This window comes from Olegusella sp. (genome assembly GCF_057238325.1).
In genome coordinates this window covers 60,928-85,692 of sequence record NZ_DBHHGF010000009.1, presented here as the reverse complement: position 1 = coordinate 85,692, position 24,765 = coordinate 60,928, and the positions used below count along the sequence as shown (strand labels likewise).

Below are 24,765 nucleotides of genomic sequence, written 5' to 3'. Positions count from 1 at the left end.
GCGTAGTTCAGAAGAGGGGCATATGTCCCGCAAGAGAACTCATAAAGGCCATCGTCGCAACTCCGGCGGTGGCCTTCACCGTTCCCATCAAACGATTCAGGGGACATTGCATGTGCAACGCAAAGGCGTTGCTACCGTGGATACTGCCGAGGGAAGTTTTGGTGTCGCTCGTGGAGGTATTCATGAAGCGATGGACGGAGACGAAGTTCACGTACTTTTTGTGCAGCGTGGCGGACACGAGCGTCTAGCTGTGGTTTGCGATGTTATTACGCGTGCCCACAGTGAGCTTGTAGGCCAATACGCGCCAGCAGATCCATTAGGAGTGATAACTCCTTTGGATGGTCGTCTGGCACGGGATTTTTTTGTATTGCCAGAAGATAGCTCTGCTATGCGTCTAGGTGTTAAGCCAGGCGATATAGTGCGTGCACGCATTTTGGAATATCCTAGCCGCCGTTCGGCAGGTGTTGTGACGATTGATGAACGTCTAGGTACGAGTTCCGAACTCGATTTGGATATCGAGGCATTGATTGCTTCTTATGGCTTGCCGGGACCTTTTCCGGAAGCAGTGCTTACTGAGGCTAAAGCTTTGAGCTTTGATGCTGAAAAGCTTTTGGCAGAGGATGCGTTGCGATGTGACTTGCGGCACTTACTTGCAGTGACGATTGATCCTAGCGATGCCCGTGACTTTGATGATGCAGTTGGTGCCCGCAGGCTGGATGATGGTGGGTTTGAGCTCGATGTGCATATTGCTGACGTGAGCCATTTTGTACCTTGGGGATCTTCAATTGACATTGAAGCGCGAAGTCGTACTTGTTCGACGTATTTGGTTGATCGCGTTATTCCTATGTTGCCCGAAAAACTCTGCAATGACCTGTGTTCGTTGATGCCTGAGACTGACCGCCTCAGTATGAGTGTGTTAATGCAACTCAATGCCCGCGGTGAGACCATATCTTGTAAGGTGACACCTGCTGTTATCCATTCGTCGGCACGCTTGGATTACGACAGAGTTGATCAATTATTGACAGGAGAAATTGCAGCAATAGACCTACCTTGTGCAGAAAAGCTACAGCAGCCAGTGTCAGAAATGCTGCAAATACTCAACCAAATTGCGGAGCTCAGGCGCGAGATGCGTCAATGTCGTGGTTCAATTGACTTTGAGACAAGCGAATCTAAGGTTCTGCTTGATAAGGCGGGACATGCGATTGGCGTTAAAGTGCGCCGGCGCACCGCTGCAACAAGTCTTATTGAAGAAGCCATGCTTGCAGCTAATGAGGCTGTGGCACAAATGCTTGTACAAGCCCAGCTTCCTGCGGCATTTCGCGTACATGAGGCACCAACGAGTGAGGATCTCAAGGCGACCGTGCCCGTCTTGCGCGAACTGGGTGTGCTCAGCGCAGGAGATGAGTCTGCGTTGGTGGCGGGTAGCCCCCATGCTATTCAGGCGGTACTTGATGCTGCGAGAGATAAACCTTCGGCTCCGCTTGTATCAGCCCTACTGTTGCGTGCTCAAAAGAGAGCAATCTATAGGCCCGAAAATCTAGGCCATTATGCATTGGGTGCCGATGCATATTGTCACTTTACCTCGCCTATCAGGCGCTATCCCGATTTGGTGGTGCATCGGGCACTCAAGGCTTTGCTTGCTAAGCAAATAGAAAGTAGGGGGCAACACCAAATTGCCCAGGCACTGCCCCAAATTTGTCGGAATTGCTCTGACCGTGAGCGTACAGCAGATGCGGCAGGAAAAATGTCGCAAAAGATAAAGATGGCAGAGTACTATTCCGACCATATAGGTGAAGCTTTCTCAGGAGTCATTATGGGCGTTGAACGCTATGGACTCTTTGTGACGCTTGACGATACCTTGGCGGAAGGTCTGTTGCCCGTGCGAGCGCTGGGGACAGAATGGCATCTTTTTGATGATGCGCACATGACGCTGCGGGGAGAGGCAAGCGGTCGTGTGTGGCGTGTGGGGCAACGCGTGGCCGTGCGCGTTGTGCGCACTAATTCTGCACGTGGGCAGATTGATTTTGCCTTGGCAAGCGATGCGTGCTGAAACACTGCGAGTCCAGTCGGGTAGACTGTCCTCACATGATGAGAGGAACAAGATGAACGCACCTACTACATTAGAAGAAGAACTCCTGCGAGCAGAAGGTTTGCTTGTCCAAGGTGAGGCTGAGACTGCTCATGCGTTGTTGGTACGTATGGCTGAAGATGCGGAAAGCTATGTTGATGCTAATTGTGTGACGACTGATGAAGTGCAATGGTTTAGCTTTCCGTCGCTGTTTGAGCGCTTGGCATATCGTCGTGTTGAAGAAGATCCGCGCGAATTGCGTGATGTGGGTGAACCGCTGGAGCACTTGTATGGTGACTTGGGACTTGCTGAAGTGCATCTTGGTGACTACGAAGCGGCGATGCGCGCGCTTACTCAGGCTGTGCGATGGAATCCCATGGGCTGTGAACACAGGCTTAATCTTGCAGATTTACACCGCATAGCAGGGAATATGCAGGAGTATCTGGCGCTGACATATTCGGTATTTGAACGCGCATCTGATGTACAGCATCTTTGCCGTGCGTTTTTGAATTTTGCAAATTGGTTTGCAGAGACGGATAAGCCCCAGGCCGCAGCAGCTGCGCTAAGGGCGGCGCGTCGCTTGGATGCACAAGACGGCTCACTTGCTGCAGCGCTGGAGCAAGCACAAGGTACTGATCGCGATCCCGATACCCTAAGTGATGCTGAGGCGCACAAGCTTTTGGCCGAAGAAGGGCTGCCCGATGGTGCAAATGCAGAGATTGCTATTTGCTTGCTGATGTGTGCAACAGATGCGGCGGATGCTGGCCAGCGTGGGCTTGCAACGCAGTTGACTCTGCGTGCTCGCGACTTGGTGGGTGAAGATGCAGCGATGGCCCTGCTACAGCTTATTCGTGCGGATAATACAGCGGATGAGGTTTAGCAGTATGGCTCAAAAGACAAACAAGCGTGATATAAAACTTATCTCGCGCAATCGTTCTGCTCGACATGAGTATGAAATTGAAGAGACCTGGGAAGCGGGCATTGAGCTTACGGGTACCGAAGTGCGCAGTCTGAGGGAGCGTGCTTGTCAGATTTCGGACTCCTACTGTATTGTCCGCAATAGGCAGCTATGGCTGGTGGGGGTGCATATTCATCCTTTTTCTCATGGTACAGTATGGAATGTTGACCCCGATCGACGCCGGCGTCTGCTCATGCACAAGCATCAGATTAACTACCTTGATGAGAAGCTGCGTATTCGCGGTATGGCTATTGTGCCGTTGCAACTTTATTTTGATGAGCACAATCGCGTAAAGCTTCAAATTGGTCTTGCTCGCGGCAAAAAGCTCTATGACAAGCGTCATGATTTGGCTCAGCGCCAGTCCGACTGCGAGATGCAGCGCGCGCTGAAGGAACGTAGTCGGTATTAGAGGGCATGGCGAGTACGTCATAGATACAAGTAAATGCACAGGTATTGCCGCCTTTTTGTTGGCGGCATTTTTTATACCACTTACCGAGTTGGAGGTGTATGTGAAGAGATAGCCCCTCTATACTTTAACTCATCATGACAACCTAACAACATGATGTCTAGAAGATACAAGATTGACACGTGGGGACGCAAACCATGGACAATGGAAAAGTGGCTACCAAACGGGTACTGAGGAACGGCGCGGTAGTGGTTAACTCTATCCAGTCTCAGCCTTATGTTCCAAAGTATTACACGGTTAAAGAGCGTATCTCTAAGAACATAGCTTCCAATAAATATAGGTCAGGTGATGCAATACCTAGTGAGCATGACTTGATGGAGTACTTTGGAGTTAGTCGAATTACGATTCGTCGCGCAATCGACGATCTTGTCAATGAGGGGCTCCTCTATCGCGTTCAAGGTAAAGGTACCTATGTTAGTGGTGAGAGCTTTAGTGAAGATTTACTTTCGCTCATGAGCTGTACTCAAGATATTCAAAACTTAGGAATGACCCCCACGAGGAAAGTCATATCGAGTTCAATTATTGAGCCAGATGCTGAGCGGCGAGCAGTGTTAAATCTTGGTGATGGCGAGACGGTATTTCGACTGGAACGTGTTTACTATGCGGATGATCTTCCCGTGAACCATACGACCACGTATCTACCTAGCCGTCTTTTTCCTGAAATTGAGTATATTGACTTTTCACAAAGCTCTCTTTATGAGGTACTTCAAAAACGATATGAAGTGCAATTGGTTGAGGCGTTTAGGACAGTACAGGCAGTTAGTGCAAATAATGAAATTGCGCAATACCTGCAAATTTCAAAAGCTTCGCCCGTACTTTTCTTTAGCTGTGTAACTACAGGTGAAGTTCGCGGTCGAAAGATTCCAATTGAGACTTTTGACTGTCATTATCGCAGCGACACATTCAAGTTTTATATCAGACAAGTCGCAGGTAATTAGACAGATATTTTTTGGCAGATGGACATCAAGCGAGATGTCTGGTTTTAAACGATACAAAAAGCAGCGAAAGGAAGAGAGAGATGAGAAAAACTAATGTTAGCAGGCGTTCTTTCTTAGGCGGATCCGTTGCATTGATTGGTCTTGGTCTTGCAGGCTGTGGCTCAAAAGATAATTCCAAGACAAAATCTGGTTCAGCAGCTAAAGCTAGTGACAAGAAAGTAGCCATTGTATGCGATGCGGCAGGAAAGAACGATAACGGCTTTAACCAGCAAGCCATTGAGGCTGCTCAAGCAGTCTGCGATGAGAATGGCTGGGAGCTCAATGTTATTGAGCCTACCAATGGCCTACCCGCAGCTCTTGAGACGTTAGGAGAAGAAGGTTACAACCTCGTCTTTAATATGCAATATGATTTTGAAGCTCTCATTAACGGTACTGGTGGTGCAAGCCCCTTGGCGGAGCAGTATCCAGATACCACGTGGGTGGTATTCAACGATAATCCTAATGTTGATAAATCAGGCAAGCTTATTCATAAGAATGTGATTTCTGTTCTCTTCAATATGAATGAAAATTCTTATCTTGCTGGCGCTCTTGCAGTTTTAGTTAATGAGAACGCAGATAAGATCTTTGCAGGCGGCAATTACAAGTTTACCGCTCCAGACAAAACACGTGCAATGGGCTTCATTGGCGGTACCGAATCTAACGGCATTACAGTATTCTCCTATGGCTTTGTTCAGGGTATGCAGCATGAGGCGGAGAAACTTGGTGTGAAATATGACTATTACACCAAGTATGATGCTGGCTTTACAGATACCGCTGCTGGCTCAACGACAGCGGGTACCTACTATGACAACGGTGCAAATATTGTATTTGTTGCAGCAGGCAGCGTGGGTACGGGTGTGACCTCCAAGGCAAAAGAGGTTGGTAAGTTAGCTATAGAGGTTGACGCCAATAAGGATGAGGATCAGCCTGGTTATATTCTTACGTCTGTGCTGAAGTCAACCAATGTGCCCGCGCAGGCGCTCTGTGAGGCGCTCGGTAATGGCAGTATTGCTGAGGTTGAGCGCGTGCAATATTACAACCTTGAATCTGGTGCAGTTGATCTGACCGATTTTGCAACGATTGAAAAGTCGATTACTTCTGATGAAGGCAAGGCAAAGTGGGAAGAAGCAAAGCAGGAGATTGCAACTTTAAAGAAGCAAATTATTGATGGCGACATTAAGGTTGTAAATGCTCAAGAAGGCGAAACATTTGATCCTGCCACTTGCCCCAACGTGAATATTAAGTAGCTAGCTACCTATAAGAGGGGATGATTGCGCTATTGGCATCCCCTCTTATTTGATGCGCTTTTAAGTCCATGTTTTCCACCTCAACCATACGGAGATGTGTGGAGGATGAATATTATCCAAACAATTGGCTTAACAAAGAAGTTCGGTGACTTTGTTGCTAATGATCACATTGACCTCTCGATCGAAGAGGGAGAAATCCGTTGCATCGTCGGTGAAAACGGTGCAGGCAAATCAACATTGATGAATATGCTCTATGGAATGTTACGTCCTACGAGTGGGACACTTCTGCTTCGCGGTAAAGAAGTTCAGATTGATAGTCCTACCGATGCGATTAACCTGGGTCTCGGTATGGTGCACCAACACTTCAAGCTTGTGCCTAGTCTTACGGTCTATGAGAATATTTTGCTTGGAGCCGAGATTAAGAAATCAGCAAATTCTCCGTTGATTGATACACGAAAAGAAATTGAAGTTGTACGCGCATTGATTGACGATTATGACTTTGAATTGAATCCCGAGGATAAGGTTGAAGACATTTCCGTTGGCGAACGCCAGCGGGTAGAGATTCTCAAAATGTTATATCGCAATGTTGATATCCTTATTTTGGACGAACCAACGGCGGTGCTTACTCCTCAGGAAGTTGACGGACTCTTTGAGAACCTTCGCAAGTTACGTTCTCAGGGCAAAACTATCATCGTAATTACGCACAAGTTGCGTGAGGTTATGGCGTTGTCCGACAACGTCACAGTCATCAAAGCTGGAAAAGTTGTTGGCCAGCTTAAAACAAGCGAGACAAATGAAGCAGAACTTGCCCAACTAATGGTGGGCCGTAAGGTGGCCCATGCGGTTAATGACGGCTCAACCCAAGCACCCTCTGACAAAATTATGTATTACGTCGAAAATCTACGTACGATTGATGGGTATGGCAACGAAGTTCTCTTTGGAGTTTCTTTTGAGGTTCATAAAGGAGAGATTCTTGGCATTGCAGGCGTTGAAGGCAACGGCCAATCTGAATTAGTAAGCCTTTTATCAGGGACGATGGAGGCTACAGCAGGAAAGGTCTTTCTTAAAGGCAATGAGATTACCAATTGGTGGCCTGATCAGCTCCGCCATGTTGGGGTGGGTATCATTCCGGAAGATCGAGGTCTGGAGGGCCTCTGTGGAACAATGAGCATTGCTGATAATGCAATAGCAGGCTATCACGATCGGTCTGAAGTTTGTCATCATGGTTTTTTGGATAGCAGAGCGATTAAGGCAAAGCGCGATCTCCTTCTTGAAGCCTTTGCTGTTCGTACGGGTGACGTTAATGGTGATGTAGGCGCTCTTTCTGGTGGAAATGCGCAAAAACTCATCGTTGCTCGCGAGCTCGAAAGTAACCCAGATTTCCTTATTGCATGTCAGCCTACGCGCGGCGTTGATATTGGGTCAGAAGAATTTATCCATGCTAAATTGCTTGATTTTCGTAATGCTGGCCATTCAGTGCTGTTGGTGTCTAGCGAGCTTTCTGAGGTGCTAGGCCTTTCGGACAGAGTGCTTGTTATGTATCGCGGAAAAATCGCCGGTGAAGTGGATCCTAAAAAGGTTACGAGTCGAGAGGTGGGCCTGTTGATGGCTGGCATCTCGGTTGAGGAGCAAAAATCAGAAGGAAAGGAGGTGGGCGATGAAGAGTAATAATCTGAAAAAAGCCGTTTTAAACTCAGCCCTTCCTGTTCTATTTGCCCTCATAATCGGTGCAATTATTATTGCTTACATTGGTGAAGACCCCTTGGCTACATATGCCCTTCTTTTTGAGAAATCTCTACTGACGCCAAAGGGCTTTATGAACACCTTGCACTATGCAATGCCATTAGTATTGACGGGCCTAGCAATTGCAGTGACATTCAAGGCAAATATATACAACATGGCAGTTGAAGGCTCATGTGTTCTTGGCGGATTCTTTGCGGGAATTGTAGGAGCGAGTCTCTCTGCACGGATGGATGCTCTCTCTATGCAGGCTATCTGCCTTTTTACAGGCATACTTTTTGGTGTTCTCTTTGCCCTGCTTCCTGCAGTACTTAAAGCAGTTTTTCATGTAGATGAGATGGTAGTTACCTTGATGCTCAACTACGCTCTCCAGAAGATTTTGGAGTACTTAGCAACTGGTGTATTTCGCGATACTGCCTCAGGTTATGTGTGCACTCCTACAATTCATGCAAATGCAATGTTCAATCGAATGGGCAATTTTCGCATCACGCCCTTTGTATTTATAGCTTTGGCTGCTTTTATCATCATATATTTGGTGATGAAGCACAGTAAGCTGGGCTATGAAATTACCGCAATGGGGAAGAGCGCGACGTTCTCTGAGGCTATGGGTATGCGCACTACCCGCAAAATAATTATTTTAATGATAATCTCTGGGGCACTTTCAGGTCTTGCGGGTGCCGGCTGGATGATGAGTGAAAAATTCAAGTATACCTTGGACTTTTCAGGTAATCCTGGTCTTGGCTGGGATGGCATGTTGGTATCTCTGCTTGGCGGGCATTCACCTATGGGAATTTTGGTAGCAGCTATTCTTTATGCGGCGCTTAAAACTGGAGCAGATAGCATCAATATTTACTCCGCCGTTCCTAAAGAGATAGTTTCAGTTATTCAAGGTCTGATTATTCTTTTCTTGGCCATTAAGTTTGTTGATGAGCGTTTTGGAGTGAGCGGCAAAATCTCCGAAGCAATATATACATATAAAGCTCGTCACAAACAAACTACTTCTGATCAAACTTCAATCCAAGAGGAGGCCTAGTATGCAGCTCCTCAGTAGCATTCTGTACGACACTATTTACCATAGTGCCCCCATTATTTTGTGCGTTATTGGCGGTGTATTTGCCTTTAAAGCAAATGTACTCAATATTGCGCTCGAAGGAATGATGGGTATTGGCGCATTTTTTTCAGTATATGTGACATTTATTACAGGCAATTTATTATTGGGATTTATTGCTGGGGTAATTATGGCGTTGCTCTTTGGTGTGATGTTTTCTTTATTTGGAGTGACTTTCAAGGGCAATGTTATTGTTGTAGGCCTTGCACTTAATTTGTTAGCAACAGCAATTGCAAGTTTCATTTTGGTGCAAATGGGCAAGTCAAACCTCACACTTTCTCATTTTAGTGTGGCAGATCTTCAGATTCATATCCCTTATATCGAATCCATACCACTTCTGGGCTCACTTCTTTCTGGGCATCCCTTCTTGACGTATGTTGCATTCATTGGTGTCTGGCTGACATGGATGCTGATGTATCGTACAAAATTTGGTACCTATGTACGTGTTGTCGGTGAGAATGAAGATGCGGCAAAGAGCCTTGGTCTTAAGACAGATTTGTACAAGTGGTGTGCTGTGCTTATTGGGGCGCTTTGCTGTGGTCTTGCAGGCGTTAATCTCTCTACCGAGCGTTTAGGCCTTTATACGAATGGTATGACTGCGGCACGAGGGTTCATTGCAATTGCCGCTATTTATTGTGGCAGAGGCGATCCTTTTATCTCCTCGATCTATGCTGTTCTCTTTGGATTAGCTCGTTCCCTAGCAATTAATTTGGCTGTTTTTGCAGGCCCTGCAGCAGGACTCTTTGATGTTATTCCCTACATCGTGATGGTGGTCGCGCTCTTTGTGGCCTCCGTTAGCCAGCGCCGTCACGTCAAAGTTAGGGGGTTTGCAAATGGCTAGTAAAACAGCCCTTGCGGCGGTCAATGCAAAAAATCATAACCAGACTGCTCTTTTGATTGTAGATATGTTGCGTGACTTTACTAATCCTGAAGGGCTGGTTTATTACCCACAGAATAGGGAAGTGCTCCCTCGTATCGCTGAAGTTCTAAAGAAATTTCATGATAGTAAGAGGTTGGTAATTTTCCTAAGGCATTTTACCCGTGCAAATAAACCCGATGCCAAATCTTCATCCATGCGTCCTAATTCTATTGAGGGTAGTTGGGGTGATGAGATCGATGACATGCTCAGGGTGGATCCTGAGTGTGATTACATCATCAATAAAAGACGATATAGCGGTTTTTTTGGAACTGATTTGGATTTGGTCTTGCGCGAGCACGGCATAAAAAACCTGGTCATTGTAGGCACCAAGACAAACTGCTGTATTCGAGCTACGGTTACCGACGCGTTCAATCTTAACTACGAACCAATAGTTGTAAGGGAATGCGTAGCAACTAATTCCCAGATAGTAAATGAAGTAAACCTACAAGATATTGATAAATACCTAGGTAGCGTCATTACTCAAGAGGAGCTATTTGAAAAGCTGGAGAGGGGGGAACTGTAATGGCAGGTGATGTTTTGCCAATAGCCACTGAAGTACTGACAAGTGGTTATGTAAGCATGGATCACATGATAAGAGTAAAGACACCTGTGCGCGTTGGATACACTTCCCTCATTTCTAACGCGAGCTGCAACACCATAAATTACGGCGGATGTTCAGTAAATATTGCCTATGCCTTAGCAAAACTCGGTGTTACAGCGGCACCTGTGTTGCGGGTTGGTAATGATTGGGAGAACAATGGTTTTAGGACTTTTCTTGAGAAGGGAAATGTCCGTACACATGCAATTGAAGTTATACCTCATGAAATTACCTCCCTTTCATACATGGTGGAAGACCCAGAAGGGCAACATGTTTGTCTCTTTTATCCGGGCTCAATGGATGCTTCCTATGCTCACAAGTTGCCTGACAAGTTTTTTGAGGGAGTTAGTTTAGCTGTTATTACAGTTGGCTCTCGGCCTGATAATGAAGAATTCTTTCACAAGTGTAAAACGCATAACGTACCAGTGGTGTTTGGTATGAAGTGTGACTTCGATGCTTTCCCGCAAGGCTTTCTTCTCCAATTACTCAGGGGAAGCCAAGTGATTTTCTCCAATGAAGGCGAGCGCGATTATCTTGTAGATCAGTTTGCTCTAGGGAGTATCGAAGAGCTTTTTGAATATGAAGCAAAAGTCATTGTGACTACAAAAGGGGCGAATGGCTCTAGCTATGCTGCAAAACTTCCTGATGGAACGATTGAGCGCGGTAGCTTGGGTTGTTGTCCTGTAGATGAAATTGTGGATGCTACAGGTAGTGGCGATGCTTATATGTCGGGATTTATCTATGGCTATCTGCGTGGCTATGACCTCAAGGATTGCTGTGCTTTAGGAGCTACCCTTTCGGCATTCGTACTTGAAAAAGAGGGTTGCTGTGTAGGAGTGCCCGATGAGGTAGCGCTGCTTGAACGCTTTACGGCTTTCCGCAAGTCAATGTCGTTCAATGAAGGCAAGAATAGGTAAAAGAGGTTTCATATGGGAACACTGTATATGGGCGGAGATTCTAGTACGATTGCGCCTACAGTTATTTTTTCAGGTGACCCTTGGCGCGTTGAAGTTGTTAAAGATTATCTTGATAAGCCCAAGAAGGTTGCTTTTAACCGTGAATTTAATACTTATACCGGCAGTTATAAAGGTATGCCTGTAACAGTGACTTCAACTGGTATGGGAGCTCCTACAGCGGCGGTTGCGGTGGAGGAAATGTATGCATCTGGCATGCGCGTGGCCATCCGTATGGGGACTATTATGTCGCTGGATGATGATATGCTTGGCGATTTTTTTGTGCCCGTAGCTGCTATGAGGCGCGAAGCGACAAGCGATACCTATGTGGATAAATCGTTTCCTGCTGTTGCTGACATTGGTCTTATCAACGTGATGAATGAAGTGGTACATGACTATGGTCATCGCAGTAGCAATGGGATTTCATGCTCTATGGATGGCTTTTATACCCAGATGCATGACTCAAAATTTTCGCGTGAGTTTGGCCGCGATATAAGCAAGACCTTTAACGAGCTTCATAACTTGCATGTAGGCGGGGTCGATATGGAAACATCCTGCATGCTTACGGTTTGTCGTCTCATGGGCGTAAAAGCTTGCTCCCTTACTGTGGCAACAGTTCTTGAAAATCTTAAAGATGCACTCCAAGGGAAAGCGCGCACCGATGCGGAAGATCTGCTGTGTCGTGTCGCCCTAGAAGGTGCTTACCGTTATAACAAGCGCTTTGGCGCATAGAAGAAAGGACATCTTATGAGTAAAATACTATTCCCGTTAAACGGAAAAACTGCCATTGGAATGGTTCATTGCCTAGCTCTTCCTGGCGCTGCGAATTTTGATGGCAATATGGATAAAGTTGTTATGCAGGCAATTGAGGATGCGCGTACTCTTGAGCGTGCTGGTGCAGATGCAGTTATTGTTGAAAATATGAACGATTTGCCTTTGCCAGCAGAGCTTAACAAAGTGGAGGTTGCCGCACTTGCAGCTGTCACTTCTTTGGTCCGTCATGCAGTGTCTATTCCCGTAGGAGTTGATGCAGCTTTCTCCGATGGTGAAGCCGCAGTTGCGGTTGCCGTGAGCGCTGGGGCACAGTTTGTGCGCTGCCCAGTCTTTGTTGATACGGTAGTCAACTTTTGCGGAACGATTGGTCCGTCTGCCCAAATCGTTATGCAGACAAAGGCTCGCCTGCATGCTGAGGATATTTTTGTTTTGGCAGATATCCAAGTGAAGCACTCACGCATGTTGTTGCCCGAGATCTCTATCGAGGAATCTGCAGCTAATGCGGTTGCCTGCGGAGCTGATGGCATTGTTGTTACAGGTTTGACGACGGGCATGGCGACTCCTATGGAGCTCGTCACGCGAGTAAAAGATGTAGTGCAAGTTCCTGTTTTTGTGGGCTCAGGCGTTACCGCCAAGTCCATTGCAAATCAATTGTCTATCGCAGATGGTGCCATTATCGGCACAAATACTAAACCTGGCGGTGTGTTATCGGCACCCGTTGACTATGACCTTGCATACGAGCTTTTTTCAAGTCGCTAGGAACAAAGTTGAGTTTGTAAGCAGTGACATAGCACTGTAAGAACGGAGAGAAGAATATGATGCGTCCCATGAAGCTTGCGGGAAGTGAGCTTATGTTTGGCAAGGGAAGCCTTGAATACATCAAGACTTCCGTATATTGCAAGCGAGCAATCATCGTCATTGGTGGTAAGAGTGTTGAGAAAAATAGAACTCTTGCAAAAGTGGAAGAGTATTTTCACGCTAATGGCGCTCAAACTACGGTCTTTAAAGGTGTTGAGCCAGATCCTCATTTTGCGACTGTTAAAGCTGGCGCGAGTGTAATGGCTGAATGGCAGCCAGACTTAATTTGCGCGTTGGGGGGTGGCTCAGTAATGGATGCTGCAAAGACGATGTGGGTTATGTACGAACATCCAGAACTTGATACGCTCGACAAAATATTGAGTACCAAGCCATTGCCCAAACTGCGTGCGAAGGCACGTTTTATGTGCATTCCTTCTACCAGCGGCACCGCAAGTGAAGTCTCTCGTTCAGTGGTAATTTCTGATGACGAAACAGGTCATAAGCACGGCCTTGGCGATATGGAAATGATGCCAGATATCGCAATCGTTGATCCTTTGGTATCCTGCTCAATGCCCGCACATGTTACTGCGGAAACTGGCATGGATGCGTTGACCCATGCAATCGAGGCACTCGTTTCTAATCGCGCCAATTATGTGTCCAATATTCTGGCAATAGCTGCTGCAAAAGATATCGTTACGTGGCTTCCCAAGGCCTATGCCGATGGCAACAATATGGAAGCTCGCGAAATGATGGCAAATGCTTCTATGACGGCAGGGCTCGCTTTTACTAATGTCTCTCTTGGCATTGACCATTCGATGGCACAAACCATTGCAGGGTTTTTCCCCATGGCTCATGGTCGTATTTGTGCAATCTTGCTTCCTTATACCATTGAATGGAATAGCCAAGATTTAAGAGCAAAGCAAATCTATACCGATTTTGCCGCTCTAATTGGCACTGATAACCTTGCGCAGTATGTGCGTGAGCTGAATGTAGCGGTTGGCATTCCTAATTGTATTCGTAAAATTGTGCCTGATAGAGATGCCTTTATGGCAGTTCTTGACGAGATGGCACGTCTGTCGCTTGCCGATGGTTGCACCAAGACCAATCCCATTATCCCAACGATTCCTCAATTTGCCGAGCTTATAGAAAAAGCTTATCTTGGCTAGAGAAGAGAAAAAGATGAAATTGATTTGTTATTTCTCAGGTGGATACCCCGATTTTGAGAGTGCGGATCGATTAGCTCACGCATATGCTGATGCGGGTGTAGATACCCTTGAGATTGATTTTCCTTCTCGTAATCCCTTTGTAGATGCTCCGTATATTCAGCAACGTATGAAAAAAGCTCTTGAGCATTGTGACGATCTGGATAAGTATCTTGAAGCCGTTGCTCAAATTAAGAGTGAACTGCCAGATAACACTATTTTGCTGACTATTTATGAAAGCAGCATTTTGGAAATTGGCGTTGAAAAATTCTGCGCGTTCTGCCGTGAGAATGATTTGCTTGATGTTATCGTTACTGGTCTTACAGGTAGTGATGTAAAAGACGCTCTGATTGCAGGTGGCATACGTGTTAGCTGCTATGTTCCCTTTGATTTGCCAGAGACTGATGTTGAGTTAGCGCTTTCATCTAATGGTTTTTGCTATCTTCAGGCAGTTCCCACACAGACTCAGACCAATGCAAAACACCCCGATCTTGCATCTTGTATCAACTATCTGAGGAGCTGTGGCTTAAAGAATCCAATATATTGTGGCGTGGGTGTACGCAGTCCAAAAGAAGCAAAAATGGTACGCGATGCTGGTGCGGACGGTGTGTTTGTGGGAAGTGCTGTTCTCAAACTGACCGATGATTTGCCAGCAATGACTGAGTTGATTGGAAAATTCAAGGCAGTTTGTTAATTACATCTACCAAACCATTTTCTTTGTGGGATGTGGTGTGCGCTGAAGGAACGTAGTCGGTATTAGAGGGTGGGAACATTTTTGGTCTGTGTTTAAGAATTGCTCATACGTGGTATCCTACCTGCAAGCGCAAGGTGCGCTAACCGTCAAGAGAGGAGCCATTATGGCTGACGAGAAGACCTACACGTTCCGCTGCACCGTCTGTGGCTATGAAGTTACCATCGATACCCCCGAGCTGCCTGAGGACTATATCTGCCCCGTCTGCGGTGTCGGCGCTGATATGTTCGAGCTGGTTGAGGACTAGTACTTCTTACAATGTGTACGGTAGAGGCGGCCCTACGGGGTCGCCTTTTTTCAATACGGGTGGTTATGATTTTGGCGGCGGTGTGACGCATGACAACAGATAGACTTGAAGCTTTCTCTGATGGCTGCATTGCAATTTTTATTACGATTACTCTGCTGACACTTCAACTGCCAGCAGGAGATACTTATGCTGCTCTATTGGTGCAGGCTCCTGCTTTTTTCTGTTATGCATTGAGCTTCATTGTGATTGGCATCTATTGGGGCAACCACCATCATCTGATTCATACCATCGAACAAGTCTCTGCAAAGATCATGTGGGCAAATTTAGCATGGCTTTTCGCACTGAGTATGGTGAGTTTTGCGACGGGTTGGATGGCATTCCATATGCTGGCTCCACAGACGGTGTCATTTTATGGTGTCATTTTGCTGGCATGTAACCGGACCTATGTTTACCTTGAGCACTGTGTGGTTGAACGCGAACGTGAAGAGGTAAAGCAACGCGGCGCAATGTGTAGCCTTGATGACAAGCTGGGCGAACGCATCAAGGAGCGTGTCGCAATGTGTCTCTATGTGTGCGGCGCTGTGGTAGCGCTTTGGCTTCCTTGGGTTGCTATGCTTTTTTACTTTGCAGTCAACGTTATCTGGTTTGTACCCGACCGTCGCATTGGCTCCGCTGCGGAATAGAATTTTGCAATGGTTTGGCGTGCAATTGCCTTCCTTTTCCCATGGACGGTTCAGCAGGCATCCTCTTGCTCGCAGACGGTTCAATAAGCACCCTTTTACCCACATCGGGTTCAAGAAGCACCCCCAGCAAAAAATTTATCTGCGAAACGCCAGAGCGCAGCGACGCTTTTGAACCTTCTGTGGGAAATCGACTACAACGGGTTCACAATACACCCTTTTGCTTACATCAGGTTCAATAAGCACCCTTGCGGAAATTTTTACCAGCAGTTTTGTGGCGTGTAAGGTACGGTTTTGAACCGTCTGCAATAAACGTTATACAGTGGGTTCAAGAAGCACCCTCTTAGCTACATCCGGTTCAATAAGTACCCACAAAAGAGTAGGCAGCATTTTTGTTGAAGCAGAGCAACGCTTTCGAGCCGTCTTTGGTAAATAGTATATATCGGGGTTCGAAAGGTAGCCTTTGTCTTATGTGTGCGGTTTTATCGCAAAAACGGGGACCGTAAGTTGTTTAGGAGTAGAGACTGAGATTGTGGGAGTGTTTTTCGAGCTGCATAGTGATAGATGGTTCAAGTTTCGACTTTTAAAGGTCCGCCAACTGGGCTTCTATGAGGAGCAATGTCGAAGCTTGAACCATCTGTTTTAAAGCTGCTATAAGACACTAAGCAGCGCTCGGCTATTTCGTAATAACAAATACGTAATCGTATATATTGTCTTCAGGTCCGTTTCCTAGCCGCTTCATACACCTTTGAACTGGCCATATAAGGGAGCCGTCAGGAAGCCTAACTGCAATATTTAATTCCCCTTGTGGGTCTGTGTCATTTGTTTCCCAATGGCCTCCATGTATTTTTATAATAGTTTGTCCAATTAGGCATCCCAGGCCAAATAAAATGGAACCCGATTTACCACTGAGCACGCCACCGGCCTTTGACTGCTCATTAAAAAATCTTTCGATTTCTTTCATGCTGTCCAAGTCATAATCAACTTTATAACCTGTTTTGTTTAGGTTGCTTTTTGTCCACTCAGCATAAACTGGGATATCGTTTATTAACATAGGGCTTTCTTCTTTGGAACTTCTTTCCTTAGAGATTTCTGTTTGCGTGTTTGCGCTTTCGGCTTTTTCTTTTTTCTTGAACTTATCAAATAATCCCATAGCTTTCCTTTCTTCTGGAAGCAAATTTTAGATTGTTCAATTCGTGCTTTACGCGCTGAATGGCGTGTTATTGTTTTGCGGCCGACGGTTGCCCTGCGTGTGATTGATCCATAAAACGAGCTTGAGCATTTAAGAGAAATGCTATACGTGTGGTTTTTACCGTCTAGGATTCAAAGGTGTTTGATTTACAGAGCTGTGATATATGAGCAGAGCTATCTGTATTCACTAGCTTAAAAAGTGCAGTTATGATCTACATTTTTTAGATGAGGCTGCTGAGCAACTGACTGAGGGTAACACGCTTGATATGAGATACAAAAACATATACTCCGAGATTTTTGGAGAAGCTCTTCGGAAATGCCATATTCACCCTGATTGACTTTGGTCTATCTAGCAGCCCGCGTATAGCCTCGCGACGCGGTACGTATTACGGCGTGAAGCTGCAACGTCAGAATTGGTGTGGGGCATATTGTCTTCCGGAGGAGATGGCGAACAGTGGACTCTTTTCGCGAGGGAGCGATGCGCGATGGGCTTTTTCGAGTGGGGGCGGTGGCTCTTTTCCCGCGCTGCCAAAATTTCGCTAGATGGTTCGTTTCGCTAGATGGTTCATCCTTCGGACTTGCGAAAAAAATGACCTGCGATTACGCTTGCTTACCTCGAAACTTGAACCATCTGTGGTTTGTGTCCCACCCATATTCCAAATAGCGAAACTTACATGTGTCAAAAACGCTTTTCATTGGCCAGACGCATGCGTGGCTATGTTGCTGCATGCAGTTTATATATCTTTACAAAACAAGGCTCCTACCAGCGGAAACACTGATAGGAGCCTGAAACGTCATGGTGGAGGCGCGGAGGATCGAACTCCGGTCCAAAGCAACTCCCTGACAGGTGTCTCCAGGTTCAGTCAGCGATTTAATCTTGGATGCTGTACACACGCTGACCAGCGCGCAGTATCCCAGTCGGTTCGGTCTTTGCCTGCGGCATACCGACTACGTCCGCAAACGCATCTCCCTAGATGACGTCACACCGGGGGCGGGAGTATTCCCCGGATAGACGCGCCAGGCTTAATTAAGCGGCGAGAGCCATGGAAGGCTCAAAAGAAAGAACGTTGTCGTCAATTCAATTTTGACTGTACCCCTGTTTTACGTGGCGAGGAGACCACGACCTGCTGCCCATCTCAGAATTACCCTGTCGAAACCAGTCGCCCCCAAAAAATAAGCCGCTGGCACGCAGTTGCGCACCAGTTAAAAAGGGGCACAGGGCCACCATGCGAATTTCAAAGTACCATCGCAGCATAACGCTTTGACGTAGTTTATTCTACCCAAGTGAGCATATATATAGACAGGAGCCAATATGGATACGCAAAATCGCATCGCTTTGGTGCTTGAGGGCGGAGGGTACCGCGGAATTTTTACTGCAGGCGTCATTGATGTGTTGATGGAACGGGGACTTGGCGGGGAGTATGTCAGCGTGTGGGGCACATCTGCTGGTGCAATGAATGCTGTCAATGTAAAGAGTCGCCAGATTGGGCGCACCATGCGTATCATGCTCGCCTTCCGCGATGACCGCCGTTTCATGTCCTTTATGTCTTTGGCAAAAACGGGCGATTTGGCTAGCGGCGAGTTCATCTACGATGAGGTTCAAAACAAGCTCGATCCTTGCGATTATGATGAATTTTTTGATAATCATATTGAACTTTATGCAGTGGCAACTGATGTAGTGTTTGGTACGGCTGCCTACCTATCTGTACGCAGTAAAGAAGACCTTTTGGCAGTGCGCGCTTCTGCATCATTGCCCGTGGTTTCTCGTATGGTGGAGTTTGGTGGTCATCGCTATCTTGATGGCGGTACGAGTGATTCGGTTGCCTTTGAAGCAGCGCTTGGACTTGATAGTGCAACGGGCATATTGCCCGAGGGTTATATTCCTGCAGACCGTGCAATTGTTGTACTGACTCGAGACCGCACGTATCAAAAAACTTCCTCATCACAACGCATTGCCATCCGCTCACACCTCTACGATGACTACCCCTACTATCTTGAGGCTCTTCGTACACGTCATACCCGCTATAACGAGCAGCGCAAGCGTTTGTGGCAGCTTGAGGAAGAAGGGCGGATCCTTGTTATCGCTCCCGATAAGCCTGTAGAAGTTTCTGTCAATGAGCATGATGGAGCGCCCTTGCTCGACCTCTATCTTCAGGGTCGTCGTCAGACAGAGGCGCGCCTTGCTGAGATTGATGAGTTTCTACATCCTGTCGAAAAGAATTAAAAAAATTTATAAAAATGAATAAGTGAAGAGCTGGTTGAATCAACCTAATATTTTGCTAGGTAATATAAAAGCGGTATCCAATAATAGTACCAGTTGATGAGCTTGTATTCCGTTCATGGCAGATTACGACCGTCTGCCGAAATCCACTCGCGGTGACATCAAAGTTGTTTGCATCATTAGGACAAATGCGTGCGCAAAAAGCGCTCGTTCAGTCATCGACGATAGTCGTCGGGTAAGCCCATTCGAAAGGGGTATGCATGTCAACCATCTCTCGTAGGCAGTTTATTGGTACGTCCGGTGCGGTAGCAGCTATGCTCGGTCTCGCAGCATGCGGTGGTCAGCCTGCTCCTTCTGGTTCTGGTAGTGCAGCTGCACCTGCTGGCAAGGGTGGCGGCACCATCACTGGTGGCTCTGGCTACGCAGGTAACAACTTCCACCCTGATACGACTTCCTCTGCATTTTGCATGGGTGTCAACATCAATGTGATGGAAGGCCTGTACGGCTTTGACTTCCATGACTTCTCGGTCTACAACCAGCTTGCAGCTGATGACCCCCTCAAGGTTGACGATACTACGTATGAAATTACCCTGCGCGACGGTGCAAAGTTCTCCGATGGTACTGATGTCAAGGCAGAAGACGTTGTCTCCTCCTTTAAGCGTGCAAGTGCTGAGGGCAATATCTATCAGTCCTTCCTTACTCCCTTCTCTGCACTGGAGGTCAAGGACGACAAGACAGTCACCGTCAAACTTGCTTATCCGTTTGGCCTTATCAAGCAGCGCCTAGCGGTCTTTGGCGTTATTCCCACGTCCATGAGCGACGATGACGCTACTGCAAAGCCGATTTGCACGGGTCCTTGGAAGTTTGACGAAATCAGCGCTGATGGTCTTACTGTTACCTTGGTTCCCAACGAGTATTACAACGGCAAGTTCCCTGCAAAGGATGAGAAGCTTACCTACACTTCTATGGTCGACGATACCGCTCGTGTAACTGCAGCCATGGATGGCACCACGATGGTTATGGAGAACGTCCCTGCTGACTCCATCGATCAGCTTACCGGTGCTGGCCTCAAGGTTGACTCCATCCAGGGCTTCTCTCTGCCCTTCTTGGCATTTGACTGCGCTAAGGATCCTTGGAAGAACAATGTTGCTCGCCAGGCTATCCTCTACGCTCTTAACGTTCCCAAGATGATTGAGAACGTCCTGCTCAACCAGGCAACTGCAGCTAGCTGCTATATCCCTGAGACTTTTGCTAACTACAACAAGGCAGCAAATGTCTATACCTATGATCCCGAGAAAGCAAAGAAGCTTTTGGCTGATGCAGGCGTGACCCCTGGCGATGTCACTCTGAACACCACCGACCATGGCTGGATTGTCTCTATGGCCGCACAGGTCAAGGAAGACCTTGATGCTATTGGCTTTAAGACTACCATCAATACCCAGCAGTCTTCTGCCATCTACGCTGACCTCGTCAGTGCTGAGGGTTGGGGCGACTTCCTGTTGGCTCCTGGTGACCCCTCTTGCTTTGGTAATGATCCTGACCTGCTTATGTGCTGGTTCTATGCCGATGGCGCCTTTACCAAGACCCGTACTTTCTGGCAGACGGGCAACCCCGATCAGTTCAAGGAGGTCAACGACCTCATGGACAAGGCGCGTCAGGAAGTCGACGCAGACGCTCAGCAGAAGATTTGGAACGAGTGCTTCGACAAGATTTCTGAGTATGTACCTCTGTATCCTCTCCTGCATCGCAAGGTTTCCACCGCTTATCAGGCCGAGAAGATTGCCGACTTTGCCGGTATCCCCATTCCTGGCATGGATTTCCTTGGCGCAGCTACCACCGGAGCATAAACTTCCGGCGTATATACGCTGACAGAGAAAGGGTGCCAGTCTCTGTGGCTGGCGCCCTTTTTTCGCAAGAACCTTAGAGGTTTTTGCGTTCTCCCACGGGGGAGACGAGAGTAGACGCGGACAGAAAGGGGCCTCATGAACAACCTCCTGCGTCTCATTGGTAGACGTCTTATTGCATTTCCCATAATGATTATTGGTGTGTCGTTCCTTGTTTTTTTCCTTATGTCATTCTCGCCGGTAGATGAGGCGTATGCGGCCCTTGGAGAGAGTGCCACCACAGAACAGGTGCAGGCATACCACGAGCAGTATGGGCTTGATGATCCTTTGCTGGTGCGTTATGGCCGCTACATGAACAATTTTTTGCATGGTGATTTGGGCACTTATGGTGTCAATAGAGCATCGGTTGCTGAGCGTATTGCCTTGGCTTTGCCAGTCACTTTGCAGCTCACTTTTATTGGTTTGATTATTGGTGCAATCATCTCGTTCATCTTAGGCGTGATTGCAGCACTCTATAGAGATAAATGGCCCGATCAACTGTTGCGTGTTTTTTCAATTGCGGCATTGGCTACACCCTCATTTTGGTTGGGCGTCATGCTCATCTTGATGTTCCTAGGCAAGCTACCCGTTTCTGGTCCTTTGCCACCCTTTGGTACAGCGGGCTACTGGGGACGTATGTTGCTTCCTGCTGTTGCGCTGGCAACTCCGCTTATTGGTCAGATGATTCGTATTGTGCGTACATCTATGGTTGAGGAGCTCGATCGCGATTACGTGCGTACTGCTCGTGCGGCAGGTATTCCCTATGCCACCATCATTAGTCGCAATGTTCTGCGCAATGCTTTGATTACTCCAGTTACCACCTTGGGTATGAAGATTGGCTATCTCATGGGCGGTGCTGTTGTTATTGAGGTTGTATTCAATCTGCCAGGAATGGGCATGACGCTACTCGCAGGTGTTCAGGGCAACATTCCTACGCTGGTACAAGGCGTCACTACCGTGGTCGCCATCGCCTTTATCGTTATCAACATTGTGGTTGACATGCTCTACCTGCTAATCAACCCGCGCATTAGGTCGGTGTAGCCATGAGTAGAAAAGAACAGACAGAAAAGCTGGAGGCATTGGCTGGCCGCAAGCCGAGACTTGGTGGCTGGAAACGTCTCGCTACTCCTTCGAAAGTCGCTTTGATTCTCCTTGCGATTGTTGCAGTAATTTCTATCTTGGCGAGTGTGCTTGCGCCACATAATCCAACGGAGATTTTCTCTGCACGAACCGCTCCTTCCGGTCAGTTCCTCTTTGGTACTGATGACAAGGGGCGCGATGTACTATCTCGCCTTATGTATGGCGGCCGCTACTCGCTTGTTATTGGCTTTGGTTCGGTAGCATTTGCTCTTGTACTGGGCTCAATCCTTGGCGCCCTTGCTGCAGTTACGCGCAAATGGATCTCTGAAGTCATCATGCGTATCTTGGACATTATTATGTCCATCCCAGGCATTGCTCTTGCCGCTGTTTTGGTTTCAGTGTTGGGCAATAGTGTGCCGGCAATTATTGCGTCCATTGGTCTGATGTATACGCCACAGATTGCTCGCATTGTGCGTGCAAATATCATCTCTGAGTATGGTGAAGACTATGTACGAGCAGTCGTGGTGTCGGGCGCTCGCGCACCTTGGATTTTGTGGAAGCATGTCCTGCGCAACTGCATTGCTCCTATCATGGTATTTACGGTGACACTGGTTGCAGATGCTATTGTTTTTGAGGCATCTCTTACCTTTATTGGTGCTGGTATTGTTGAGCCAACTCCTACCTGGGGCAATATTTTGTCTAACGCTCGTGGAGGCGTTTTAGCAGGTCGTTGGTGGCAGGCGCTCTATCCTGGTCTGGCAATTATGCTGACCTCGCTTGCCCTCAATATCTTGGCTGAGGGCATCACTGACGCAATCGTTGCAGCTCCTACAGCTAGTGTTGATGCAAACAACGAATCCACTCGTGAAAAAGATCGTGTTCTCGCTGATCCTGTCTCTGCTTACAAAGCTCAGGCTCCCGCTCTTGCCGCCTCGCTTGCTGCATTGCATGATGTAGAGCTTCAGCGCACCGATCGTCATAAGCCTGACTACAGTGTGAAGCCTTTGCTTGAGGTTAAGGATCTTTGTATCCGCTTCCCACGCCATGGTGATGTCAATGTGGTTGACCACGTAAGCTATGCCGTTCGTCCCGGTCAGACCATGGGTCTGGTGGGCGAGTCTGGTTGTGGCAAATCCATCACAGCTCTTACGGTGATGGGTCTGCTTGATCCGCGCGCAACGGTTTCGGGTGAGATTCTTTACGATGGTCGCAATCTGTTGGATCTGAGCGACAAGGAACGCGAAGCCCTGCGCGGCCACGAAATCGCTATGGTGCCTCAGGACGCATTGTCCTCACTTAACCCGTCAATGCTTATCCGAGCTCAGATGAAGCAGCTCACCGATCGTGGTGGCACGCGCTCGGCTGAAGAGCTTCTTGAGCTTGTTGGTCTTGATCCCAAACGTACGCTTGAAAGTTACCCGCATGAGTTGTCCGGTGGTCAGTGCCAGCGCGTGCTTATCGCTATGGCTCTGACGCGTGATCCACGTTTGGTAATTTGCGATGAGCCTACAACAGCGCTTGACGTTACGGTGCAAAAGCAGGTCATCAAGCTTTTGAATGAGCTGCGTGAGAAGCTTGGCTTTGCCATGCTCTTTGTCAGTCACGACTTGGCCTTGGTTGCTGAAGTTGCTAACTACATCACGGTTATGTATGCCGGTCAGGTTGTCGAGCAGGCTCCTACAAGCGAACTGCTTGCCAATCCGATTCACGAATACACCCGTGGTTTGCTTGGCTCGGTCCTTTCCATCGAGGCAGCAAGTGGCAGGTTGCATCAGGTGCCAGGAACTGTGCCCTCGCCCAAGGACTTCCCCACAGGCGATCGCTTTGCTCCGCGCTCGAGTCATCCTGAGCTTGGTTTGGATATCAGGCCTATCCTCAAGACTGAAGCGGGTCAGCCCAACCATGTGTATAACGAAATTCCCGATGAGGACATGATTGCTGCTGGTCTTGTACCACATGCACAGCAAGTCAAGGGAGGTGTTGAGTAATGAGCGAAACCATTCAGAACACTGCGCCTGATGGCACGGTAGATGGTGTTACCCCTATCATCTTTCTTGATGACATCAAGGTGACTTTCCGTACACGTACAGGTCCCATTCTGCATCCTAATTTGGTGCAGGCGGTGAAAGGTGTCACGCTGCGCTTGATGCCAGGGCGTACGATTGGTATTGTCGGCGAGTCTGGCTGTGGCAAGTCCACGACCGCCAATGTTATGTGTGGTCTACAGACGCCTACTGAGGGTAAAGTATGGTTTAAAGGCGTAGACGTGACAAAACGCTCTGCCGAGGATCGTATGAAGATTGGCCGTGTCATTTCGGTGGTCTTCCAAAATCCTGCCACTGCGCTTAATGCTCGCATGACTGTGCATGACCAGCTAATGGATCCATTGTTGGTACATCACATTGGCAGTGCTCCCGAGCAAGAAAAACGTGTGCGCGAATTGTTGGATATGGTCGGCTTGCCCTCAAGTAGTCTTGAGGCTTTGCCGGGTCAGCTCTCAGGTGGCCAACGTCAGCGTGTGGCTATTGCTCGTGCGCTTTCGCTGGGACCCGATGCAATCATCGCTGATGAGCCTACTTCTGCACTGGATGTGTCGGTGCGTGCACAGATTTTGAACCTATTGACTGACCTTAAACGCGATTTGGGTCTAGCAATGGTCTTTATCTCTCACGATATTTCTTCGGTGCACTATGTCTCCGATGATATTGCTGTTATGAACAAGGGCAAGGTTGTTGAATTTGGACCTTCGGACGAGGTGTTCCATAACCCGTCAGATGAGTACACAAGGACTCTTCTTGCCGCTGCGCCTTCGTTGCTCCACCCCAAATTGGGAAGATAAACACTTGATTGTCTTTGACGCGGCGTCTCATACGAGATGCCGCGTCTCCGCTCATTGGTCTGGTA

22 protein-coding genes and 1 other RNA gene are annotated in these 24,765 nt (G+C 47.7%); 21 read left to right on the top strand and 2 right to left on the bottom strand.

The features are described from left to right. The first annotated feature begins 22 nt into the window (after positions 1–22). The 16 genes from rnr to ACO5JD_RS07300 all read left to right on the top strand — a co-directional run bounded on the left by rnr (position 23) and on the right by ACO5JD_RS07300 (position 15,489). The gene (rnr, locus tag ACO5JD_RS07375; protein ID WP_035438755.1) at positions 23–2,050 is read left to right on the top strand and encodes a ribonuclease R; all 2,028 of its coding nucleotides are present in this window, start codon (positions 23–25) and stop codon (positions 2,048–2,050) included. A 52-nt stretch (positions 2,051–2,102) separates the two neighbouring features. After that, entirely contained in the window at positions 2,103–2,948 is an 846-nt protein-coding gene (locus ACO5JD_RS07370; RefSeq protein ID WP_035438753.1) for a hypothetical protein, read from the top strand. Between the two features lie 4 nt (positions 2,949–2,952). Beyond that, positions 2,953–3,435: an SsrA-binding protein SmpB gene (gene smpB / locus ACO5JD_RS07365; protein ID WP_035438751.1), complete on the top strand. Its 483-nt coding sequence runs from the start codon at positions 2,953–2,955 to the stop codon at positions 3,433–3,435. Between the two features lie 194 nt (positions 3,436–3,629). Then, positions 3,630–4,430: a GntR family transcriptional regulator gene (locus ACO5JD_RS07360; RefSeq protein WP_021626506.1), complete on the top strand. Its 801-nt coding sequence runs from the start codon at positions 3,630–3,632 to the stop codon at positions 4,428–4,430. 80 nt (positions 4,431–4,510) lie between these two features. Next, positions 4,511–5,716, top strand: a complete 1,206-nt coding sequence (locus tag ACO5JD_RS07355; protein ID WP_021626505.1) for a BMP family lipoprotein — start codon at positions 4,511–4,513, stop codon at positions 5,714–5,716. 105 nt (positions 5,717–5,821) lie between these two features. Next, entirely contained in the window at positions 5,822–7,384 is a 1,563-nt protein-coding gene (locus tag ACO5JD_RS07350) for an ABC transporter ATP-binding protein (RefSeq protein WP_484988813.1), read from the top strand. Then, positions 7,374–8,489: an ABC transporter permease gene (locus ACO5JD_RS07345; RefSeq protein ID WP_484988811.1), complete on the top strand. Its 1,116-nt coding sequence runs from the start codon at positions 7,374–7,376 to the stop codon at positions 8,487–8,489. Before ACO5JD_RS07350 ends, ACO5JD_RS07345 begins: the two co-directional genes overlap by 11 nt. Before the next feature lies 1 nt (position 8,490). Continuing rightward, on the top strand, positions 8,491–9,405 hold the full coding sequence (locus ACO5JD_RS07340; RefSeq protein ID WP_484988809.1) for an ABC transporter permease: 915 nt from the start codon (positions 8,491–8,493) through the stop codon (positions 9,403–9,405). Then, on the top strand, positions 9,398–10,006 hold the full coding sequence (locus ACO5JD_RS07335) for a cysteine hydrolase family protein (protein WP_484988807.1): 609 nt from the start codon (positions 9,398–9,400) through the stop codon (positions 10,004–10,006). Before ACO5JD_RS07340 ends, ACO5JD_RS07335 begins: the two co-directional genes overlap by 8 nt. Next, entirely contained in the window at positions 10,006–10,998 is a 993-nt protein-coding gene (locus ACO5JD_RS07330; RefSeq protein ID WP_484988805.1) for a carbohydrate kinase family protein, read from the top strand. The genes ACO5JD_RS07335 and ACO5JD_RS07330 overlap by 1 nt, the downstream gene beginning before the upstream one ends. Positions 10,999–11,010: 12 nt before the next feature. Next, on the top strand, positions 11,011–11,766 hold the full coding sequence (locus tag ACO5JD_RS07325) for a nucleoside phosphorylase (RefSeq protein WP_484988803.1): 756 nt from the start codon (positions 11,011–11,013) through the stop codon (positions 11,764–11,766). 15 nt (positions 11,767–11,781) lie between these two features. After that, positions 11,782–12,567 carry a BtpA/SgcQ family protein gene (locus tag ACO5JD_RS07320; RefSeq protein ID WP_484988801.1) on the top strand — a complete coding sequence of 262 codons (786 nt, stop codon included), beginning with the start codon at positions 11,782–11,784 and terminating at the stop codon, positions 12,565–12,567. A 56-nt stretch (positions 12,568–12,623) separates the two neighbouring features. Continuing rightward, the gene (locus ACO5JD_RS07315) at positions 12,624–13,772 is read left to right on the top strand and encodes an iron-containing alcohol dehydrogenase (protein WP_484988799.1); all 1,149 of its coding nucleotides are present in this window, start codon (positions 12,624–12,626) and stop codon (positions 13,770–13,772) included. Positions 13,773–13,785: 13 nt separating this feature from the next. Further along, positions 13,786–14,502, top strand: coding sequence for a tryptophan synthase subunit alpha (locus tag ACO5JD_RS07310; RefSeq protein ID WP_484988797.1), 717 nt, complete (start codon positions 13,786–13,788; stop codon positions 14,500–14,502). 163 nt (positions 14,503–14,665) lie between these two features. Then, positions 14,666–14,806 carry a rubredoxin-like domain-containing protein gene (locus tag ACO5JD_RS07305; protein ID WP_035438750.1) on the top strand — a complete coding sequence of 47 codons (141 nt, stop codon included), beginning with the start codon at positions 14,666–14,668 and terminating at the stop codon, positions 14,804–14,806. An 89-nt stretch (positions 14,807–14,895) separates the two neighbouring features. Next, the gene (locus tag ACO5JD_RS07300; protein WP_484988795.1) at positions 14,896–15,489 is read left to right on the top strand and encodes a TMEM175 family protein; all 594 of its coding nucleotides are present in this window, start codon (positions 14,896–14,898) and stop codon (positions 15,487–15,489) included. 673 nt (positions 15,490–16,162) lie between these two features. Here the strand turns inward: ACO5JD_RS07300 and ACO5JD_RS07295 are convergent. Both ACO5JD_RS07295 and ssrA read right to left on the bottom strand, forming a co-directional pair. After that, the gene (locus ACO5JD_RS07295; RefSeq protein WP_484988793.1) at positions 16,163–16,639 is read right to left on the bottom strand and encodes a hypothetical protein; all 477 of its coding nucleotides are present in this window, start codon (positions 16,637–16,639) and stop codon (positions 16,163–16,165) included. 835 nt (positions 16,640–17,474) lie between these two features. Beyond that, positions 17,475–17,845: a transfer-messenger RNA gene (ssrA, locus tag ACO5JD_RS07290) on the bottom strand. A gap of 144 nt (positions 17,846–17,989) precedes the next feature. Between ssrA and ACO5JD_RS07285 the strand changes: the two genes are divergently transcribed. The 5 genes from ACO5JD_RS07285 (at position 17,990) to ACO5JD_RS07265 (ending at position 24,700) form a co-directional block, all read left to right on the top strand. Next, a complete protein-coding gene (locus ACO5JD_RS07285) occupies positions 17,990–18,901 on the top strand; it encodes a patatin-like phospholipase family protein (protein WP_484988791.1) in 912 nt (303 codons plus the stop codon). Positions 18,902–19,158: 257 nt separating this feature from the next. Then, on the top strand, positions 19,159–20,745 hold the full coding sequence (locus ACO5JD_RS07280; protein WP_484988789.1) for an ABC transporter substrate-binding protein: 1,587 nt from the start codon (positions 19,159–19,161) through the stop codon (positions 20,743–20,745). A gap of 135 nt (positions 20,746–20,880) precedes the next feature. Further along, entirely contained in the window at positions 20,881–21,822 is a 942-nt protein-coding gene (locus ACO5JD_RS07275; protein WP_021626489.1) for an ABC transporter permease, read from the top strand. Positions 21,823–21,824: 2 nt separating this feature from the next. After that, positions 21,825–23,849: a dipeptide/oligopeptide/nickel ABC transporter permease/ATP-binding protein gene (locus tag ACO5JD_RS07270; RefSeq protein ID WP_484988787.1), complete on the top strand. Its 2,025-nt coding sequence runs from the start codon at positions 21,825–21,827 to the stop codon at positions 23,847–23,849. Beyond that, a complete protein-coding gene (locus ACO5JD_RS07265; RefSeq protein ID WP_021626487.1) occupies positions 23,849–24,700 on the top strand; it encodes an ABC transporter ATP-binding protein in 852 nt (283 codons plus the stop codon). Before ACO5JD_RS07270 ends, ACO5JD_RS07265 begins: the two co-directional genes overlap by 1 nt. Positions 24,701–24,765 lie beyond the last annotated feature (65 nt).

Bases quoted from the DNA above. Each gene is read 5' to 3' on its own strand.
- ACO5JD_RS07275 (WP_021626489.1), top strand. From the start codon at position 20,881: ATGAACAACCTCCTGCGTCTCATTGGTAGACGTCTTATTGCATTTCCC.
- ACO5JD_RS07310 (WP_484988797.1), top strand. From the start codon at position 13,786: ATGAAATTGATTTGTTATTTCTCAGGTGGATACCCCGATTTTGAGAGT.
- ACO5JD_RS07360 (WP_021626506.1), top strand. From the start codon at position 3,630: ATGGACAATGGAAAAGTGGCTACCAAACGGGTACTGAGGAACGGCGCG.
- ACO5JD_RS07350 (WP_484988813.1), top strand. From the start codon at position 5,822: ATGAATATTATCCAAACAATTGGCTTAACAAAGAAGTTCGGTGACTTT.
- ACO5JD_RS07300 (WP_484988795.1), top strand. From the start codon at position 14,896: ATGACAACAGATAGACTTGAAGCTTTCTCTGATGGCTGCATTGCAATT.
- ACO5JD_RS07265 (WP_021626487.1), top strand. From the start codon at position 23,849: ATGAGCGAAACCATTCAGAACACTGCGCCTGATGGCACGGTAGATGGT.
- ACO5JD_RS07285 (WP_484988791.1), top strand. From the start codon at position 17,990: ATGGATACGCAAAATCGCATCGCTTTGGTGCTTGAGGGCGGAGGGTAC.
- ACO5JD_RS07280 (WP_484988789.1), top strand. From the start codon at position 19,159: ATGTCAACCATCTCTCGTAGGCAGTTTATTGGTACGTCCGGTGCGGTA.
- ACO5JD_RS07340 (WP_484988809.1), top strand. From the start codon at position 8,491: ATGCAGCTCCTCAGTAGCATTCTGTACGACACTATTTACCATAGTGCC.
- ACO5JD_RS07315 (WP_484988799.1), top strand. From the start codon at position 12,624: ATGATGCGTCCCATGAAGCTTGCGGGAAGTGAGCTTATGTTTGGCAAG.
- rnr (WP_035438755.1), top strand. From the start codon at position 23: ATGTCCCGCAAGAGAACTCATAAAGGCCATCGTCGCAACTCCGGCGGT.
- ACO5JD_RS07295 (WP_484988793.1), bottom strand. From the start codon at position 16,639: ATGGGATTATTTGATAAGTTCAAGAAAAAAGAAAAAGCCGAAAGCGCA.
- ACO5JD_RS07335 (WP_484988807.1), top strand. From the start codon at position 9,398: ATGGCTAGTAAAACAGCCCTTGCGGCGGTCAATGCAAAAAATCATAAC.
- ACO5JD_RS07330 (WP_484988805.1), top strand. From the start codon at position 10,006: ATGGCAGGTGATGTTTTGCCAATAGCCACTGAAGTACTGACAAGTGGT.
- ACO5JD_RS07270 (WP_484988787.1), top strand. From the start codon at position 21,825: ATGAGTAGAAAAGAACAGACAGAAAAGCTGGAGGCATTGGCTGGCCGC.
- smpB (WP_035438751.1), top strand. From the start codon at position 2,953: ATGGCTCAAAAGACAAACAAGCGTGATATAAAACTTATCTCGCGCAAT.
- ACO5JD_RS07355 (WP_021626505.1), top strand. From the start codon at position 4,511: ATGAGAAAAACTAATGTTAGCAGGCGTTCTTTCTTAGGCGGATCCGTT.
- ACO5JD_RS07325 (WP_484988803.1), top strand. From the start codon at position 11,011: ATGGGAACACTGTATATGGGCGGAGATTCTAGTACGATTGCGCCTACA.
- ACO5JD_RS07320 (WP_484988801.1), top strand. From the start codon at position 11,782: ATGAGTAAAATACTATTCCCGTTAAACGGAAAAACTGCCATTGGAATG.
- ACO5JD_RS07305 (WP_035438750.1), top strand. From the start codon at position 14,666: ATGGCTGACGAGAAGACCTACACGTTCCGCTGCACCGTCTGTGGCTAT.
- ACO5JD_RS07345 (WP_484988811.1), top strand. From the start codon at position 7,374: ATGAAGAGTAATAATCTGAAAAAAGCCGTTTTAAACTCAGCCCTTCCT.
- ACO5JD_RS07370 (WP_035438753.1), top strand. From the start codon at position 2,103: ATGAACGCACCTACTACATTAGAAGAAGAACTCCTGCGAGCAGAAGGT.